Raw genomic sequence first — 19,202 nt, forward strand, 5'->3', positions numbered from 1 at the left:
CTGGACAGTCAAAAATTATACGCGGGCGAATTTGCAGTTTAAGATCACACATTATCTACGAAGGGGAGCTGCGTGCAGTGTGGTTGCTATTTATTGTAGTGATAGTTTGACAGTAAGGGCCTGGGCGGCATAAAATTCCTGAAGGCAGTAGTTTAACAAGAATGGGGGAACAGCATTGAAAAGAAGACGAGTATACACCTTGGGACTGATGCTGTTAATGCTTGTTCTGTTGACGGGTTGTGCCAATGGGACGGCCCACATTACCGTGAAGAAGGATGGCGGGCTGGATGTCGCCTTCAGTCTGCTGCTGGATTCCCGTGCAGAGTCGCTGGTCGGCGGCAAAATCGAGGAGTTGATCACGAGCAGGCTGCAGGCAGACGGCATTGAGCTGCACAAAACCACAGTGGGCAAATCTACAGAATATCAATTTCTCAAATCCTTCGCCTCTATAGAGGACATGCAACTCAACGCGAGAAGCCTTGATATCGTGGATACTGAGGTAACAACGGGGAAAAACTGGCTGTACACCAAATACGATGTATCGGCTCAGCCCAAGCTGAATGCCTACTCGGAAGAGATTTTAGATGGACTTGGAAAGCTTAGTGTGCCGAAGCCGCTGGTCCGGCTGATGCTACAGGGCCTGTCGCTGGATTTCCAGCTAACGCTTCCCTATAATCTGTACGGGGCCAACAATGCCGCCGAGCAGGACGGGAACACCCTCACCTGGCATATTACCCTGGCCGATACCGAGCCCATGCGTCTGATCGTATACGTGCCGAATGTCAGGAACATCGCCATCGCCGGTGGTGGTATCGTTCTACTCTTGGCCGCCGCTGTCACTTTGTTCCTGAGAAAGAGAAAATTGCGCAAGCCCAAAGCTTGAACCGCAAGGACCCGCAGCCGGATCATTTGAGCGTTCCGAGCTCTTTTTAATTGTGCGGCGCGGCCCTTCAATAATCATCCGGCACCGCCCGCTGCCTTGCGCTGGCGTGCTCGCGGTATTGGCCGGGGGTCATCCCTTCCTGCTTGCGGAACGAGCGGATGAAATTCTGCGAGTTGTTGTAGCGGAGCCGGGCGGCGATATCCTTGACGGGCATGTCGGTCTCCGCGAGCCATTTCTTCGCCATTTTGAACCGGTACATGGCAAGGTAGTCGCTGAAATAATACTGGGTCTCCTTACGGAACACGCTGCTGATGTAGTTGGCATTATAGTGCAGGCGGGACGCGCATTCCTCCAGCGTAAGGTCCTTATCATAATCATGCTGGACGATGTCGATGAGCTTTTCCGAAATATTATGGTATTGGGCATTTTGTCTGCTGCTGAAGATACGGACCATCGGCTGAATGACCACGCTCCAGAACCAATCCTCAATCTCCGCCACGATGTGCAGATCCGTTAATTCCTCGAATAAAGAACCGTTCACCGGATAGATTTGATTCAGGCTGATTCCTGACTCCTGCATCATAATAAGAATATTGTTCAGCAGCCGGGTCAGCGGAATCTGGTATTCCTGCGGCGAGAGTCCCAGTGCAAAGATACAGGCGAACAGCTTATGCAGCGTCTCCTTTGCATTCTCTGTGTCAGCCAGCTTAATCGCGTCCAGCAGATCGTTTTCCTTATGAGTAGGGTAGTTCAGGTTGAGATAGTGGTTGCCGGAGTTGATATTCTCATACTGAATAATAATGCCTTTCCCCAGCGTAATCCGGTATTTGAGCGCCTCCAGAGCTTCTCTGTAAGCAATGGATATTTTATCAAAGGCGTGGAAGGGCAGACTGAGCCCGATGCTGACCTCCAGCTTCAGGTAGTTGTTGATCTTCTGCTGCAGCGATTCCGTTAGGGAATAGAGCGTTTTGTGAAAAGACTGCGGATCGCCGTCCGCGCTTCCGATCAGCGTCACCACAGCGTGGTCCATGATGACCGGAGCCAGCCGGTTGCACGGAGGAATCAGCTCCTCGATCATATTATGCACGGCGAACAGCAGCAGGCTGAGGTCTTTTTTCTGATAGCTGTTCTCCTCGGAGAAGTCGATGCTGACCGTGATCACGGCCATTGTCTGCCATTCCAGGGTCTGGTCATGGTAGCCGAATTGCTCCAGTTCTTCTAGCAGCTCGCGTTTTTTGATATTGCCTTGAAAAGCCTTCATTAGAAAAAAGGTGCGCACCTGCTGAATATGCTGGGCAACCTCCTTCTCAAGCTGGGATTTGGATTGAAACAGATGATGTACCTGCTCGCCGATAATCTGGAATTCATTCGCATGTCTGGCCCTGATATCGGGTCTGCGCTGTCCCATCTCGTTGAGCAGCCTTTCAATAGGCGTGTACATCCGGCGGGAACCGAGCCAAGCCAGCAGAACAGATAATAGCAGCATGAAGGTGCATACGTATACGGTGTAGGTTCCGATTTTGCTTGATTCCTTAGTCAGACTCTCGATAGAGGTCACGGAGAGATAGATCCAGCCGCTCTGCGGTGAACGCATGTAGGTGACGGAGTAATCCTTTTTGTCCATCACCGTTTTGAATTGTCCCGAGCTTTGTGCGGAGCCGGCAATCTGTGCGAATTCGGTAAAGCCGCTTGAAGCGGCAGACTGGCCGATCAGGCTGCGGTCCGGGTGGAGCAGAATGCGGCCGGAGCTGTCCAGGATGATAATGCTGTCGAGCGGCTGCACGTCGGATGTAATGAAATCCTGCAGACTGCAGGCGGGAATATTGGCCAGGGCCAGGCCGTATTTCTGCAGCTTGGTGGTCGGCAGCTTTTTAATCAGGCTAATGCTGTAATCACAACCGGTGAAGTTAATGCTCTCCTCGCTGTAGAACAGGGAAGAGGGGTTCAGCACCCATGAGGTTTCATCCGGCAGATTAATCAGGTTGGTGAGCTGCTCGTAATTCTTATATTCATTCAGGCGGTAGAGCCCTGAGTTTTTGATCATCCAATTTTGCCGCTGATTGAGCAGAATAACATCCTCCAGCTTCGTGTCAAAAGATTGCATATTGCGGATTTCGGTGCGTATGTCATTATATAAAATGAAATCGCTTACATCCAGCGGGTTATTCAATGCCTTTTTTAAAACGGATGAGTTCACTACCTGGTTCAAGGTCTGGTTGACAGTATTCAGCTTATGCTCTACATTTGAGTTAATTTGTAAAATAAGTTCCTTTTTGCTTTGGTTAACATTTTTTTGAATCTCTTTGGAGGATGTAAAATAAGAGAACGAACCAATGAACAGCACAGGCAGTATGCTGATGACAAAGGCGAACATGGTTAATTTGCTCAGGAAACTCAAATGTTTCAATAGATTCAGCACCTTTACATTAGGTAGAAGCAATCGCCTGCTTCAAGTGTATGCATCACGAAGGATAATAACAATAATCATCTGGTGCCGCAATAATCATTTTCTCTAATTATCACTATCAATTGCAATTTATTCATCTGTTAGGAATGAAATGTATAATATTTTGTAGGAGGATGCGGGAATGTCCAGACCACGGCTCAGGAAAAATGGTGCCCGGTATTGCTGTTTGCTTGTGTTACTTGCTGTTATTTTGTTAAGCGCTTGCAGTGGGGAGGCTTCCGTTCAGTCCCGCCCAGGCGGGGAGGTTTCTTCGATTTCGATTCTGGCACCGCTTCATTTTCCCCAGACTCCCTCCAAGGACATTGTTGCCGAAATTGAAAAGCTGACCGGGGTCAAGCTGGATATCACCTGGGTTCCAGAGGGCGTCTACACGGATAAAATGAACACGGCCCTGACAACCAATTCTCTGGGGAAAGTCACCTTCGTCAAATTCACGGATTCCAATCTGGTGAAGAATGTGATCCGCTCCGGGGCTTTTTGGGAGATTGGCCCGTATCTTCAGGACTTCCCGAATCTGAAGCAGCTTGACGCTTCGATTCTGAAGCAATCTGCTGTGGACGGCAAAGTCTATGGCCTCTACACCGAGCGCCCTTCTTCCAGACAGGGGATTATCATCCGCAAGGATTGGCTGGACCGTCTCCATCTGAATAAGCCGCAGACACTGGATGAGCTGTATGAGGTTATGAAGCAGTTCACATATAATGACCCCGACGGAAACGGTAAAGCGGATACGCTCGGACTCGTTGACCGCAATGATCTGGTCTATGGGGTATTCAAAACACTTAGCTCCTATTTCGGCACGCCGAATAACTGGAAGCTTGTGAACGGCCGGTTCATCCCTGAATTCGAGACGCCCGAATATATGGACACAATGAATTTTATGCGGAAGTTATATAAGGAGAAGATTATCAATCAGGATTTTGCCTTGACCAGCAAGGAAGTGCAGCGGGATCAATTTATCCGGGGGACGGCAGGCATATTTATTGGCAGCATGACCGATGCGAAGCGGCTCTCCATCGAGGCCCAGGCGATTAACCCGCGAGCCGAGCTTACTCTGATCAACCGGATCAAAGGGCCGCAAGGCTATAAAGTATGGTCAATCCCCAACTATAACGGGCTGTATCTTTTCTCCAAAAAGGCAATTGCGACGGAGCAGGAGCTGAAGCGGGTGCTGGGCTTTTTTGACCGGACGATGGATAAGGATGTTGCGAATCTGATGATGTACGGGATTGAAGGCCGCCATTATAAGCTTAAAGACGGAAAAGTGATCCTTCCCGATGAAACCTCGCAGCTACGTGTGTACGAAGTGAACCCGCTCTACTCCCTCATGATTGCCGATATCGGCAATAAGAATATTATGGGGGTTGCGCAAAAAGAACAGCTAACCGCCTTAGCCGACCAGCTCAGCGAAGACAACGAACAGTTTCTGGTCGATGATCCAACCGTCAGCCTAAGCTCCACAACCTTTGACGAGAAAAACACCGAGCTGTCCGCCATCATCATGGATGCCACCTACAATTATATCCTTGGCAACCTCACTGCCGAAGGCTTCCGCGTAGAGGTAGAGAAGTGGAGAGCCGGCGGCGGCGACCTGATTATTCAGGAGTATGGGGAGGCTGAGGCAGGGAAATAAGTCCATTGTGTTAGTGCACAGTCGCAAGCCTGCGGCGGAACACGAAAGCTGAAACAAACAATACAATTGTCAGAACGAGGCATCCGGCCAGTGACAGCCACGTAAGAGAGCTGACCTGAACCAGCGAACGGGCAGGTGAATCCGTTCCCAGAAAGTTAATTCCCGGCGCCTGATTGAACGGGCCGATATACCACAAGAGCATGTACAGAACTTCAAACATTTTTTTAGAATGGGTAATAACGCCTGATACAAGGGCCAGAGTCGGAATGAATAGGCTGCCGAGCAGCCAGTACAAGGCATGAAGCATGTCTCCTTCTATAAGCAGACGGATTAGTATGCCGCCTCCTGCTGCCGCAGTAACGATGTAACCTGCTGTCCAAACAGCAGGCAGTTGTCTGGATATCAGCCGGGGGCTGGTGGCAAGGAAGAAATGAGTACCATGCGTGACTTCACGGCAGCCCATACTGGACCACAGAATCAGCGGCCAAATCCACGCCAGCGGCCAGAGGACAGGAAAAGACGTATTCAGCGGCAACAGGAGACAAAGCACATTCAGTACTGCGGCAATGACAACCCATAACCATGAAACGCCCTTCAGCATGAGGCCCAATTCAGCCTTTATAAGTGTTATGTAACGGAAATTATAAGCAACCGGTGTCAGTTCTGCCGCCGAGAACGTCGGAGCTACGGCTGCTGCCGCCTGCTTAGGCTGTTCGTTTTCCTCGGACTGCGGCGATGCAGTATTCTTTTTTGCCGCCGTTTTTTGGGGAAATCTGCTGTGCTTGTCTCGCTTCCGGCTTGTCGGCAGCTCCGCGAAACCGCCGAATAACAGAGATGCCAGCAAGCATAGGACCAACGCGGCGGCGAACAGCAGTAGCTGCATGCCCACTATGCTGCCGCTCCAATGAACCCCATTCCACTGAAACAGGCTCAATGGTTTGTCAAGAAACAGGATGCCTTGCCCGAATTCTCCGTTATATGCGGGATGTATCTGCTTGAGATCGCTCTGCATTTGTCCGGAAATAATACCTGTAGAAATATTACCGCTATTAATTGAAATCGTAACAGTTGCGATAAACAACGCCAGGTAAATTATATTACCGGCGACTCCGCGCAGGAGGAACCAGCTTTCGAAGACAACCGCCAGCGCAGCCACAATAGCCATCTGGGGAATGACAACAATCAGAAACGGCAAAGCGAGGTCCAAGATATGAATTGTCATATCTTCTCCGCGTATAAGCTGCATAAACAGGGCGACGAACATCATCAGGAATGCAATCACTGACAGAACAGCAAAATTGCTGAGCGCCTTGCCAAACAGGTAATGCCGCCTCTTCAGCGAAGTCCCTGCAATGATAAAGCCCACCCTTGTACGCTGATCCCTGTCAATGCTGTTCTTGACCAAAAAAAATCCAATCAGCGTCAAAAACATGGTCGTTGAGATCGCTACCGTTCCGCCAACCCATTCAGAATTGTAAAGCCCCCTGTAACTGCCCAGATAAAAAGTCACATAATTCGAATCGGCAGGAGGGACGAACAAATAAGCTGCAAAAACCGCCAGTACAGCCGTTATAAAAAATGAATACCGCCTCGTTCTTTCAAGAAAATCGGCACGGGCGAGATGATAGATTGTATATGCTTTACTCATGGACTGTTCCCCCGAAATCAGAGCGAAGATACAAATAGGCATCTTCAAGGTCTGGAGCAACCTTTACAGCTTGAGGAGTCGGAGCACCTTCCGCCACCATGCGGACCCGCAGTCCATTTTCAGTCCGAACAGATCCGCTGATCAGCCATTTTGAGCGTGCTTCGTGCAATTGATTTTCCGGTATAACCGTTGACCATACCTTTCCTTCGGCCTGCTTCAGCAGTTGGGAAGGGGTCTCATCGGCCAGCAAGCGGGATTTTGCCAGAATGATAATCCGGTCTGCCGTTGCCTCGATATCGGAAACAATATGGGTCGAAAAAATAATGATACGCTCCTTGGACAAATCCGCAAGCAGATTGCGGAACCGCATTCGCTCCTCAGGATCAAGTCCTACCGTCGGCTCATCAATGATTAATAGTTTCGGGTCATTCAGCAGCGCCTGTGCGATGCCGATCCGCTGCTTCATACCGCCTGAGTATCCGCCGATTTTGCGTTTGCGGGCGGAATTCAAATTCAGCAGTTCAAGTATTTCGTCAATTCTCCGCTTCACCTGACTGCCACCAAGTCCCTTGACCGCCGCCATATATTGCAGAAACTCGACAGCCGTTAAATTGGGGTACACGCCGAAATCCTGTGGCAAATAACCCAAAACGTTGCGCAGCTCATCAGGATACGCCGCCAAATCGCTGCCATTCCAAGTCACACGCCCTTCAGTCGGCTGGGAAATGGTTGCCAAGATGCGCATCAGTGTCGATTTGCCCGCTCCATTTGGCCCCAGCAACCCAATAATGCCGGAATTCAGCTCCAGACTGATATCTTTGATTCCCCAGAAATCTTTATTATATCTTTTTCCTACCTTTTCAATTGTAAGCACAATAATCTCTCCTCTCCAAGGTCTGCCGTTTACCGCTTTCCAAGCGTTAAATTGCCTGAACCGGTTTTGATGTCCACTGGTACGCTCCCATCGCCAAAGACTATGCTTTGCTCCTCGTCGGCAGCAGGCTGCTTAGTCCCATCCCATTGGTTACGAAGTTCACCCGAACCGTGGCTGAATTTGATTGTTGCGGAAGAAGGCCGTTCAGTTGTATAGAGGGTGACCTCGCCACTGCCGGTTGTGATTTTCATCGGGTGCGTGATGTCCGCCATGTCCGCCTCAATTTCGGCCGTATCCGCCTCCAGTTCAAGCTCAGCTTCCACATCCTTCATGTTGATATTACCGCTGCCCGTCTTCAGCTTCAGCTTCTGTGCTGTCAGCCTATCAAGTGTGACTTTACCTGAATCAGCTTCAATGCGAATGGTATTGGCAGCCAATTCGGCCATATTCAGGTCGCCGCTTCCGGTATTAAGAACTACAGAATCATATTGCTGCTCGGGCAGCTCCACTCTGATCTGTACATCAAAAATACTGATGCCGACAGTCGAACCTTTAGTGTCAACGCTGATCTTGACCGTATCGTTTTCCCGAACAATGTTCAGTTTGGTTAGCTCCACAAATTTCTTGCTTACCTTGCCAGTAAGCGCAGCCTTAATCTCGTTTGTTGACCCTTTCACAGTTGTTATATTCATACCGTTTAATGAAAAAACGACATCCTTCACACCCTCAGCATCAATCGCCTGATTTTGGTTGATCTCCACACTCCTAAAACTGAAGCCGCCCTCATTCCACATCGTCGCGACCACGCCGATCAATCCGACCACAAGTAGAATGGCTGCTGTAATCATCCATTTTTTCATGTTCGTTTCCCCTTCATCACCCTGGAATTAAATTTTAAATATTGCAAAGTCATTCTTGAAACTGCCTGGGTCAGCCAGCGTGAGAACGCCCCGAGCAGCATTCCCAGGCCTAGCAGCAATATAGCAACAAAAATTCCCTGGATTAGGGTAAAGGCACCTCCGATGATTCCTTCGTAAATCGCAGTAAGCGCGGCTATCCCGCTCATGACGGACGAAGCCCAGCACATCAGTAGTACACCTAGAAGCATGATATAGGGCCCCAACACAAAAACAAGATTGAAAAAGCCCAGCCCCACCGTAGCAAACACTGCCCGTGACACAGGAGCAAAACGTCCGTTGCTGCTTTCCGCCTCATTTACCCGGTAGACTAGCAGCATTTCTTTGGCGAGCTGGCGCGGATCGCCAAGCTCCTCTGCAATTTGCTCCTCTGCAAGTCCGTCTCCGGCCGCCTGCCGAAAGTGCTCTTCATAATCAAGTATCCATTCGCTGCGCAGCGGCTCGGGAATCGGATTCATGAGCTCCCGGAGTTGTTTCAGAAATTGCTCCTGTGTCATCGCTCGACACCTTCCTTTATTAATTGATCTACGGATACGGTGAAGGATCGCCATTCGCTGATCAGCGCATCCAGATGATTCTGTCCAAGCGCTGTAAGCTTGTAATATTTGCGGGGAGGTCCTTCGCGCGACTCCCGCAGATAGGTGGAGAAATACCCCTCCAGCGTCAGTCTGTTCAGCAGCGGATACACACTGCCCACCGCCACCTCAAATTTCGAAGAAATCGCCACGGCGAGCTCGTAGCCATAACGGTCTTCACGTGCGGTCAATGCCAGCACACACAGATCAAGAACACCTTTTTTGAACTGTATATTCATTTAGCGGTCCTCCTATGCAGCAATGTTCACTATTCAATATTATAGAATACTGAATCAAAAAAAATAACTTCCTGCTATAAGATAACATTTACTATTCAATAATGCAATATAGTGCTCTACGATACATTGCTGATAACCACATTCCCGGCGCTTGCCTTGACAGCCGGATTATCAGTAAACTAGTTCACGATGTCATTCAAAAAAGAAGGTCGTGTACTAGACCTCCTTTAACGATAAGCCAACCACCTTATCCGGTCCACCCTATCTTTTTCTGCCCTTCTCCCTTGCATTGAACTTAAATCCACCCGTAAGGGAGGTGGGAGTGGCGGAGGGGAAGTTTGGAACTGTAGGAGCGTAGCGTCCGCCTTTATGTTTGGATTTCTACCGCTAGCAGCGGTCTATAATCAGAGAAATCCAAACATAACAGCGGCCGAAAGTCCAAACATTCCCCGCAGCCACGCCCAGCCGCCTCCCAAACGCGCGCCAGATTTCCGTTCAATGCTCCCCCATTATCACGATAATCATTTCCCCAGAACCCCCACTCCACCCCCGCTGTATGAGGAAATGATTGTATTCGTACCCTTGCGGACGCTGTAATGTGGGGCTTGTAACCAATTACAAGTTAAACGGAGGTCAAATTGGCATGAACAAAAAATCCTTCACCCTGCTCCTGTCCGCATTGTTAACGTTCAGTATGTTGACAGCGTGTTCAGGCGGCAACAACAAGAATAATGAAGCTTCTCCGAGCAATGCGGGAACAACGGGCGGAACAGATACGGCGACCACTGCGCCCGAGCAGGACAAACCGACAGAGATCATGATTATGCTTCCGCTGAACACAACAGAGACTCCGCCGGATACGATTAAGACGGAAGTGGAAAAGTTAACGAATACGAAGCTCACCTATCAGTTCTACCCGGCAGATACGTATGAGGAGAAGCTGAACTCCTCGTTCGCCACCGGCTCCCTGCCGCAGGTTACTTATTTGAAGAATCAGACGACCTTCCTGCAGATGAAGGAGTCGATCAAGGACGGACAGTTCTGGGAGATCGGGCCGCTCTTAAGCGAGTTCCCGAATCTCAACAAGCTGAAGCCGGAAATCCTGAACAACACCAAGGTGGACGGCAAGCTCTACACCCTGTACATCGGCCGTCCGCTGGCGCGCCAGGGGATGATTTACCGCAAGGACTGGGCAGATAAGCTGGGCCTCAAGCCGCCGGCAACGGTGGATGAGCTGTTCGCTATGGCGAAAGCGTTCACAGAGCAGGACCCGGACGGCAATGGCAAAAAAGATACCACAGGCATTGTGGACCGCAATGAGCTGGTGTATGGCGCATTCAAAACCGTATCCTCCTGGTTCGGCACACCGAATAGCTGGGGAGAGAAGGATGGCCAGCTCGCGCCGGAGTTCACGTTTTCGCAGTATTTTGACACCATGGATTTCTTCAAAAAAGCCCGCGATGCCGGCTACATGAACCAGGACTTCGCAGCGACCAGTAAAACGGATGCCGTCAACATGTTCGTCAGCGGCAAAGCAGGGATGTACATCGGCGGCTCTATGCAGGATATTGATACCCTCAACAAGGATTTGATCAAAAACTTCCCGAATGCCGTGCTGGATACGCACAGTATGGTTGCCGGGCCGGATGGAAAATTTGCGCAGTGGATGATTCCGGGCTATAACAATGTCGTCTTGTTCCCGAAATCGGCCGTCAAGGATGAAGCCGAGCTGAAGCAGATTCTTGCCTTTTTCGATAAAATGATGACTCCCGAGGTGGCTAATCTGATGTACTGGGGTATTGAAGGCAAGCACTACACGGTCGTAGACGGCAGAGCCAAACCTTCGGATGACAAGGAGCTGATTGAACGCGAGGTTAAGGGCTTCAAGGACAGTGTGATCGGTGAAGCGGAAACCAACGGCATGTACCAAAGCTTAAACGTCCTGCCGGGCAGAATCCATGCCGAAGAATTGCTGCTGGAGAATGTCAAGGTGGGTGTAGCTGATCCTACGGCGGCGCTGGATTCCGCTACGTATACTTCCAAGGGCGTAGAGCTTCAGCAGATTATTTCGGATGCTACTTATAAATATATCTACGGGCAAATCGACAAAGCCGGATTCGAAAAAGAAGTGCAGGCCTGGAAAGACCGCGGCGGTGCCAAGATCATTGAAGAGTACAATGCCGTGTACAAGAAATAGACAGCCAGCATTGAGTGACTGAGTACAGCCAAGAGCTGAAAAGACTGCTAACAACGTATATTCAGCGGTCTTTTCAGATTCTTGCGGCGCGCCCGCAGTCAGGTATTCACTATGAAGGAGAAAGGAAGAGTATTATGCAGGAAGTCGCCGCTCAGCCAGGTGTCGCTCCCGAGCCGAAGCCGAAGAGCTATAAGAGCAGCAGTGAGCTTAAAAAACGACTGTGGAGAAACAAATTGCTCTACGTCATGCTGTTACCGGGTGTGCTGTATTTTGTGATTTTCAAATATTTGCCGATGTATGGATTAATTATCTCCTTTCAGGATTACAAGCCTTATCAGGGGATAACGGGCAGTGATTGGGTAGGGCTGAAGCATTTCCAGCGGCTGTTTACCGAGCCGGATTTCCTCAATATTTTGGGGAACACCCTGATTCTGTTCGGAATGAACATTCTGTTTTATTTTCCGATTCCGATTATTCTGGCTTTGATGCTGAATGAGCTGAGAGGCACTTTTTTCAAAAGAACCTTTCAAACGCTCATCTATTTGCCCCATTTCATGTCCTGGGTTATTGTCGTTTCGATTTCCTTTGTTATGGTTACGATGGACGGCGGGATCATTAACGAGCTGCTGGCCTATTTCGGTTTTGAAAAGATCAATTTTCTGCTGAATCCAAGCTGGTTCAGGCCGATGTACATCCTTCAGGTCATTTGGCGGGAAGCGGGCTGGGGAACGATTATTTATCTCGCTTCAATTGCAGCCATCGACCCCGGACTCTATGAAGCAGCACGCATGGACGGCGCCGGACGGCTCAGACAAATCTGGCATATCACGCTCCCGGCGATCCGCGGCGTCATTATTACCCTGCTTATTCTGAAAATTGGTTCCGTGCTGGATCTTGGATTTGAACATGTGTACCTGATGCTTAACTCCATGAATCGCGAGGTTGCGGAAATTATTGATACGTATGTATACACGGCTGGTTTGAGACAGGGTCAGTTCAGCTATAGTACGGCTATCGGATTCTTTAAATCGGTGATTGGATTGATTATGGTGATGTCGGTCAACAAATTGTCCAAGAAAATGGGCGAAGAAGGCGTTTATTGAGAACCTGCGGGAGGAATTGAAATGGTAGAAGATCGCACCATAGGCGGGAGAATCTTTTCCGCTGTGAATTTTATACTGCTTGCCCTGATTACACTCATTACCGTGCTGCCGTTTGTCCATGTGGTTGCCGGCTCGTTCACTACCAGTGCAGAGATTGCGGCCAACAAATTTGTGCTGATTCCCAAGGTATGGAGCTTTGAGGCGTACAAGTTTATTTTCTCGACCAATACGATATTTAAAGCTATGGGTGTATCCATTGGCATTACGCTTGTTGGCACATTGTTCAGTATGCTGATTACCTCTCTGATGGCTTACGGCCTTTCCAGAAGGGACCTGGACGGGCGCAACGTGGTCAATTTTCTCGTCGTATTCACCATGCTGTTCCACGGCGGGATGATTCCCACATTTCTCGTGGTGAAGGAGCTGGGGCTGATCGACACGTATTCGGCACTCATTCTGCCGTCGGCCATCAGCGCGTTCAATATGATTATTCTCAAAAACTTTTTTCAGAATATCCCCGAAGGTCTGGAGGAATCGGCCAAAATCGACGGCTGCAATGACTTCGGCATCCTGTTCCGTATCGTGCTGCCCTTGTCCTTGCCCGCGATTGCGACCATCTCGCTGTTCTATGCGGTTACCTACTGGAACACTTATATGAGTGCGATTCTGTATCTGGATGACAGTGCCAAATGGCCGATCCAAGTGCTGCTGCGGCAAATTGTCGTGCTCGCCAGCGGCATGGATTACAGCTCCTCGCTGGATGCGACCAATCCTCCGCCGGACCAGACGATTAAGATGGCGGTTATCGTGGTGGCTACGCTGCCGATTCTGATGGTCTATCCGTTCCTGCAGAAGCATTTCGCCAAGGGTGCGATGCTGGGGTCGATGAAGGGTTGAAGGAAAGAAAGAGGATTTATCTATATAAGATGAATTTGGAAAATGAATAAAAAGGTAGAAGTACGGAGGGGAAGTTTGGAACTGTAGGAGCGTTAGTGGCCGGAAGTCCAAACATTCCCTGCAGTTATGACCAGACCAAATATGACAAATCTAAAGTTCAACTTATAGAGTGGAAGGGGTATGGAGATGATAGGCAGTCTGTCGGCAACACCTGTGGAATGGGCCAAAAAAGCCTGTGATTCATTAATGGAAACTTATGCAGCGGGCGAGCTGCCGCCGGCCCACCGCTGGCATTATCATCAAGGCGTGTTCCTGTGCGGGATGGAGCTATTGTGGGAGGCGGTCCAGGAGGACCGGTATATTGAATATATTCAGCAGTATGTTGATGATCTGGTGGATGAGCAGGGCAATTTGTATTTTGCCCGGGATGAACTGGATGCCGTTCAGGCCGGACTGCTGCTGTTCGCGCTGCATAAGCGGACCGGCGAGATGAAATACCGGACCGCTGCGGAGAAGCTGCGCCATCTTCTGCTGACGCTGAACAAGACCTCGGAAGGCGGATACTGGCACAAGGATAAATACGCGAATCAAATGTGGCTGGATGGGCTGTACATGGCCGGTGTATTCTCGCTGAAATATGCCAACGCTTATGGCGAGCCGGGTCTGCGGGAAACGGTGCTGCACCAGGAGCGCCTGATGCGTAAGCACATGAAGGATGAGGCAACCGGCCTTTTGTATCACGCCTGGGATGAGAGCAAGCGGATGCCTTGGGCCGATCCTCAGACCGGCTGCTCGCCGGAGTTCTGGAGCCGTTCGCTTGGCTGGTACGGCCTGGCCGTCTCGCAGTTTCTGGACCTGCTCCCGGCAGAGGAGCCGGGCAGGGCAGAGCTTGCCGCCGAGCTGGGCGGCTTCGTGGAGGCGCTGATCCGCTATCAGGACGGAGAGAGCGGGCTGTGGTATCAGGTGGTCGATAAAGGCGACCGCCCGGATAACTGGCTGGAGACCTCCGGCTCCTGCCTGTTCGTCTATGCGATTGCCAGAGCTGTGAAGCTGGGCATCGCCCCGCCTGGAGCGGCCGCCGCCGCCCGCAAAGGCTATGAGGGCTTGATCCGGGTGCTGCAGCAGGATGAAGAGGGCAATCTCATTCTGCCCGGCATCTGCATCGGCACCCCGGCGGGCGACTACGAGAGTTACGTCACCCGCCCGAAGGTCAGCAATGACCTGCACGGCGTCGGTGCACTGGTCATGGCCTGCGTGGAGATACAGGGCTTGTATTAGGCGGCGCCGTTGGAACGCCCCCGGCGGGAACCGGGTGGAACAACGGCAGAAATGCCGTTATCCCCAAGAAAGGAGAATATGTGCGTGTACAATATAGTCGATTACGGTGCGCTGCGGGATAGTCCGGTCGCGGCCACGGACGCGATTGCCGCTGCGATTGAAGCGGCAAGTGAGGCTGGCGGCGGAACCGTGTACGTTCCGGCGGGAACTTTTCTGACCGGAGCCATTCAGCTCCGCAGCAACATTGAATTGCGGCTCAGTCCGGGAGCGGTGCTGAGCTTCAGCACTAATCCGCTGGATTATCCGGCGGTGGAATCGAGATGGGAGGGCGTGAAGCGGCAGGTTCACAGCCCGTGTATTTACGGAGCCGGTCTGGTCAACATCTCCATTACGGGAAGCGGGACCCTCGATGGCAACGGTGCGCCGTGGTGGGATAAGCACCGGAATCAACCCGCAGAGCTGGAGTTTCCGCGTCCGACCCTGATTGGCTTCATCGGCTGCCGGCGGGTAACCATTCAGGATGTGACGCTGATCAATTCGCCAAGCTGGACGGTGAATCCTATCGGCTGCAGCAACGTGACCATTCACAATCTGTCGATTCTGAACCCGGCGGATTCGCCGAATACGGACGGCATCAATCCCGAATCCTGCTCGGGGGTTCGCATCAGCAACTGCAACATCGACGTTGGCGATGATTGCATCGCCATCAAAGCGGGAACCGAAGACACACAGGAGCGTGTTCCCTGCGAGAATATCACCATCACGGGCTGCACAATGCTTCACGGGCATGGAGCGGTTGTGCTCGGCAGCGAGATGAGCGGCGATATCCGTAATGTGACGATCAGCAATTGTGTGTTCAAGCAGACGGACCGCGGCATCCGCATGAAGTCCAGACGGGGACGCGGCGGAATAATTGAGGATATCCGTATCAGCAATATAGTGATGGAGGACGTGATTTGCCCCTTTACCCTTAATCTGTATTATTTCTGCGGACCGCGCGGCAAGGAGAAATATGTCTGGGACAAAAGCCCGTATCCGATCACGGCCGACACGCCTTGCTTCAGACGGATTCATTATGCCAATATTACAGCCCGGAAGGTCCACGCTTCGGCGGGTTTCCTGTATGGGCTTGCGGAGCAGTATGTCTCGGAGATTACCTTCACGAATGTCGATATCTCGATGGCGGAGAATGCAGTGTCCGGTGCTCCGGATATGATGACAGGCCTTGAGCCGATGAAGGGCCGGGGCTTTTACCTGGGGAATGTAAGAGATGTGCAGTTCAATCAGGTGACTATTGAGAACCATGAGGGGCCAGCCTTTTACATTGAAAATGGGGAAGAGGTGGAGTTCATCAACTGCCGCTCCAAGAACACCGCGAAGCCGGAAAAGCTGGTCGAGCAGGTTACGGTGGAGCCTGTGAACGGTCAAGGGTAATGGAACTGCCGGAACAAAACTTCTGCGCATAACAAAGGGATGACCAAAGGGCAGCCAATGCAATGCCCCAGGTCATCCCTTTATGTTCACGTTCCCAGTTACTTCTTAAGCAGCAAATAGGCGAAATAAGGCACGCCGATGAGCGATACCATAATGCCTGCAGGAATACCGTCAGGGTCGGCGAGGTTGCGGCCGACGGTGTCCGCGATCAGGAGCAGCCAGCCGCCGAGCAACACCGCAACGGGAATGAACATCTGATTGCGCGGCCCTACCAGCCTTTTGGCAATGTGCGGGGCCATTAGCCCGATGAAGGCGATCCCTCCTGTGACGGATACTGCGGCCGCAGCGGAGGCGACAGCAGCCAGGATCAGCACGATACGCTCACGCTCCAGATTGAGACCGACGCCAATGGCTGTTTCTTCGCTCAGACTGAGCAGGTTGAGTTGTCTTGTTTTGAACAATGTAAAGGGAATGAGCAGGAGCAGCCAGGGCAGCAGCGCCCAGATGAAAGGCCAATCCGTTCCCCAAATATTGCCGGCAATCCATTTTGCGATAAAATCAACCTTGGCGCGCTCAGCCGAAGAAATAATTACGATCATCACGCCCGACAGCGCCAGGGAGAAGCCTACCCCGACCAGCACCAGCCGAATGGGGTCAAGCCCTCTGGTCCGGCTGTATGAGAACAAATAGATACATGCTGCCGTAAGCAGTGCACCTGCAAAAGCGGCCAGCGGCAGCGCATAAATAAATGCTCCGGCGCTGGCCGGGAAGTACAGGAAAAAAACAGCGACAGCCACGCCTGCGCCGGAATTAATGCCGATGATGCCCGGGTCTGCCAGGTCGTTGCGGGTAACACTTTGCAGAATCGACCCGGATAATGCCAGGGCCATGCCCGAGAGCAGTGTAATCAGGATTCGCGGCAACCTCACAGAGAACAGCACGAAATCCTCCTTGAAGGTTCCGTGGCCGAACAATACCGGAAGCAGCCGGTCAAAGGATAGGGAAGCGTACCCAAGCCCCATGCCGCCCATAGCCGTCAGCACTATCAGCCCGGTACAGATCAACAGGATCAGACGTTGTTTACGAACGGAGGAGGATGACATCATGAGAGGGTTTTGCCTCCTTTACGCACAACGAACAGGAAGAAAGGCAGGCCCAGCGTCGCCACGACGGCGGCTGTCGGTGTCTCATAAGGCGCGTTGATCGTACGTCCGATAGTATCTGCAAGCAGCATGAAGGCTGCACCGGTAAATATCGAGACCGGCAGGATATACCGGTAGTCGGTGCCGACAATTCTGCGGACAATATGCGGGATCATCAGCCCCACAAAGGCCATGTCCCCAATCAGGGCAACCGATGCTCCGGTCAAAAGGATAATGAGAATGAACAGTGTTGCTTTGACGAATACCAGCCTCTGACCCAGACCGATAGCGACCTCATCGCTTAGGCTCAGAATGGTTAATTGTCCTGAAAAAGCCAGCGCCGCCACGATCCCGAGAAGAATAACCGGCGCAATGGCCTGGAGTTGTCCCCAGGTTGTGCCAATCAATCCGCCGGCCGTCCACATGGACACATCCTTGGATATTTTGAAGGCAATGGTGACGCTGCTTGCGATGGCATATAAAAATGCAGACACGGCTGCACCGGCGAGGATGATGCGGATAGGTGACAGTCGACCTTGCCTCATCGAACCAAGCGCGAGAACCAGGGCGGCTCCCAGAGCGGCACCGAAGAAGCAAGCGATCATGATTCCAAAATAGTTCAGCCCCGGCAGAAATACCAACGTAAGTGCAAGCGCCATGTTGGCACCGGAGGTCAGGCCCAGCAGGCCCGGATCGGCCAGGGGATTGCGCGTAACCCCCTGCATTATGGCACCGGACACGGCAAAAGCTGCACCGATCAGAGCTGCGGCCAGCTCGCGCGGCAGCCGGATCTCACGCAGAATAAGCACGTTGTCTGCCGTAGAGCCGGAAGTTATAGCCAGCCACAGGTCATGCAGCGTTGTTTCCTTGGCTCCGAAAATCATAGCGGCCAGGAAGAACAGGAGCATTGCCAGCATGCTGCCAAGCAGCTTGTACAAGAAGGGAGCTTTCTTCGCGTTCATCATGCGTATTACTTGCCAAGGAAGCTTTTCTCGAAGAATTCAAGCTGGTATTCCAGACTGAGCGGATCGTTGAAGTAGAAGGCCTTGGCATCGGCCTCGAAGACGCGGTTGTTTTTGACGGCCGGAATGCTCTTATAGATTTCTGTGTTCTGGAAGGAATTATCCTCATCCGCATTTTTGCTGAAAATAATATAGTCGCCCATATAGTCCTTGAGAACTTCCGTCGAGAGGGCAACATAACCGTCCGTTTTTGTTCCTTCCTTCACTTTTTCGGGCATGCCCAGCTTGAAATCTCCATAGAGCAGCTCTGTGCCGCGTCCAAAGTTATATCCGTATACATACAGTTGCTTATTGAAAGTCTCAATGACCGAGACGGTCGCATTCTCGCCTATTTTTGCTCTGATTTCTTCTCCGGCTTTTTGGGTGCGGACCTTGAACTCATCGACCCAAGCCTGGGCTTCCTTCTCTTTATTCAGCAATTTCCCGACTTCAAGCTGCTGGGTCAAATAATCAACTTTATTGTAGGTATAAGTAACGGTTGGTGCGATTTGCTTGAATTTATCAATGTTCTTGATGTCGGACAGCCCGATAATCAGATCCGGCTGCAGCTCAATGATCTTCTCCACGCTTTCATCACTGACGGCTTCAACATCTTTGAGCTTCTCTTCAAAGCGCGGATTGGTTTTGGACATTTCGTCTACGCCCACTACAGGCACACCCAGCGCCATAACATTACCGGTTAAAAATCTTGTAAGCACAACGACACGCTGCGGGTTCTTCGGAACCTCAACCGGTCCATTTTCGGATTGATAGGTGAAGGTGCCGCTCTCCGGCTCAGAGGATGCTGCCGCAGGCGGGCTGCTTGCAGTACTTGCATCTTTGGCCCCATTTCCGCCGCAGGCGCTGAGTGCGATTCCCAAAATAAGTACCAGCGGAATAAATATCTTTTTCAT

16 protein-coding genes are annotated in these 19,202 nt (G+C 51.3%); 7 read left to right on the plus strand and 9 right to left on the minus strand.

Annotated elements, in window-relative coordinates; translation table 11 throughout:
* Positions 1–175: 175 nt before the first annotated feature.
* Entirely contained in the window at positions 176–883 is a 708-nt protein-coding gene (locus B212_RS32925; RefSeq protein ID WP_156830050.1) for a DUF3153 domain-containing protein, read from the plus strand.
* Positions 884–950: 67 nt separating this feature from the next.
* Here the strand turns inward: B212_RS32925 and B212_RS0102005 are convergent, their stop codons facing one another.
* A complete protein-coding gene (locus B212_RS0102005; RefSeq protein WP_019908615.1) occupies positions 951–3,290 on the minus strand; it encodes a helix-turn-helix domain-containing protein in 2,340 nt (779 codons plus the stop codon).
* Between the two features lie 181 nt (positions 3,291–3,471).
* Here B212_RS0102005 and B212_RS0102010 point away from each other — a divergent pair, with 181 nt between their 5' ends.
* Positions 3,472–4,983, plus strand: a complete 1,512-nt coding sequence (locus tag B212_RS0102010; protein ID WP_019908617.1) for an extracellular solute-binding protein — start codon at positions 3,472–3,474, stop codon at positions 4,981–4,983.
* Positions 4,984–4,993: 10 nt separating this feature from the next.
* Here B212_RS0102010 and B212_RS0102015 read toward each other — a convergent pair whose 3' ends face one another.
* Genes B212_RS0102015 through B212_RS0102035 form a run of 5 tightly spaced genes read right to left on the minus strand, consistent with a single transcriptional unit; the run spans position 4,994 to position 9,236 of the window.
* Positions 4,994–6,631: a hypothetical protein gene (locus tag B212_RS0102015; protein WP_019908619.1), complete on the minus strand. Its 1,638-nt coding sequence runs from the start codon at positions 6,629–6,631 to the stop codon at positions 4,994–4,996.
* Positions 6,624–7,508, minus strand: coding sequence for an ABC transporter ATP-binding protein (locus B212_RS0102020; RefSeq protein ID WP_028530558.1), 885 nt, complete (start codon positions 7,506–7,508; stop codon positions 6,624–6,626). Before B212_RS0102020 ends, B212_RS0102015 begins: the two co-directional genes overlap by 8 nt.
* A gap of 26 nt (positions 7,509–7,534) precedes the next feature.
* The gene (locus tag B212_RS0102025) at positions 7,535–8,365 is read right to left on the minus strand and encodes a DUF4097 family beta strand repeat-containing protein (protein ID WP_019908622.1); all 831 of its coding nucleotides are present in this window, start codon (positions 8,363–8,365) and stop codon (positions 7,535–7,537) included.
* Positions 8,362–8,919, minus strand: coding sequence for an HAAS signaling domain-containing protein (locus B212_RS0102030; protein WP_019908623.1), 558 nt, complete (start codon positions 8,917–8,919; stop codon positions 8,362–8,364). The genes B212_RS0102025 and B212_RS0102030 overlap by 4 nt, the downstream gene beginning before the upstream one ends.
* Positions 8,916–9,236, minus strand: a complete 321-nt coding sequence (locus B212_RS0102035; protein ID WP_019908624.1) for a PadR family transcriptional regulator — start codon at positions 9,234–9,236, stop codon at positions 8,916–8,918. Before B212_RS0102035 ends, B212_RS0102030 begins: the two co-directional genes overlap by 4 nt.
* A 643-nt stretch (positions 9,237–9,879) precedes the next feature.
* Between B212_RS0102035 and B212_RS0102040 the strand changes: the two genes are divergently transcribed.
* From B212_RS0102040 to B212_RS0102060, 5 genes are all read left to right on the plus strand, one after another.
* A complete protein-coding gene (locus B212_RS0102040; protein ID WP_019908625.1) occupies positions 9,880–11,433 on the plus strand; it encodes an extracellular solute-binding protein in 1,554 nt (517 codons plus the stop codon).
* Between the two features lie 134 nt (positions 11,434–11,567).
* Entirely contained in the window at positions 11,568–12,536 is a 969-nt protein-coding gene (locus B212_RS0102045; RefSeq protein WP_019908626.1) for an ABC transporter permease, read from the plus strand.
* 21 nt (positions 12,537–12,557) lie between these two features.
* Entirely contained in the window at positions 12,558–13,433 is an 876-nt protein-coding gene (locus tag B212_RS0102050; RefSeq protein ID WP_019908628.1) for a carbohydrate ABC transporter permease, read from the plus strand.
* 186 nt (positions 13,434–13,619) lie between these two features.
* Complete coding sequence (locus B212_RS0102055) at positions 13,620–14,711, plus strand: glycoside hydrolase family 88 protein (RefSeq protein ID WP_019908630.1); 1,092 nt, start codon at positions 13,620–13,622, stop codon at positions 14,709–14,711.
* A gap of 78 nt (positions 14,712–14,789) precedes the next feature.
* The gene (locus tag B212_RS0102060; RefSeq protein WP_028530559.1) at positions 14,790–16,145 is read left to right on the plus strand and encodes a glycoside hydrolase family 28 protein; all 1,356 of its coding nucleotides are present in this window, start codon (positions 14,790–14,792) and stop codon (positions 16,143–16,145) included.
* A 98-nt stretch (positions 16,146–16,243) separates the two neighbouring features.
* On the opposite strand, the gene B212_RS0102065 is transcribed toward B212_RS0102060, so the two are convergent.
* From B212_RS0102065 to B212_RS0102075, 3 genes are read right to left on the minus strand one after another with little or no spacing between them, the layout of a single operon-like run.
* Positions 16,244–17,251 carry a FecCD family ABC transporter permease gene (locus B212_RS0102065; RefSeq protein WP_019908632.1) on the minus strand — a complete coding sequence of 336 codons (1,008 nt, stop codon included), beginning with the start codon at positions 17,249–17,251 and terminating at the stop codon, positions 16,244–16,246.
* Positions 17,248–18,252, minus strand: coding sequence for a FecCD family ABC transporter permease (locus tag B212_RS0102070; RefSeq protein ID WP_019908633.1), 1,005 nt, complete (start codon positions 18,250–18,252; stop codon positions 17,248–17,250). Before B212_RS0102070 ends, B212_RS0102065 begins: the two co-directional genes overlap by 4 nt.
* Before the next feature lie 5 nt (positions 18,253–18,257).
* Positions 18,258–19,202, minus strand: coding sequence for an iron-hydroxamate ABC transporter substrate-binding protein (locus tag B212_RS0102075; RefSeq protein ID WP_019908634.1), 945 nt, complete (start codon positions 19,200–19,202; stop codon positions 18,258–18,260).

This window comes from Paenibacillus sp. HW567 (assembly GCF_000374185.1).
In the GTDB taxonomy this organism is placed as follows: Bacteria; Bacillota; Bacilli; order Paenibacillales; family Paenibacillaceae; genus Paenibacillus_AQ.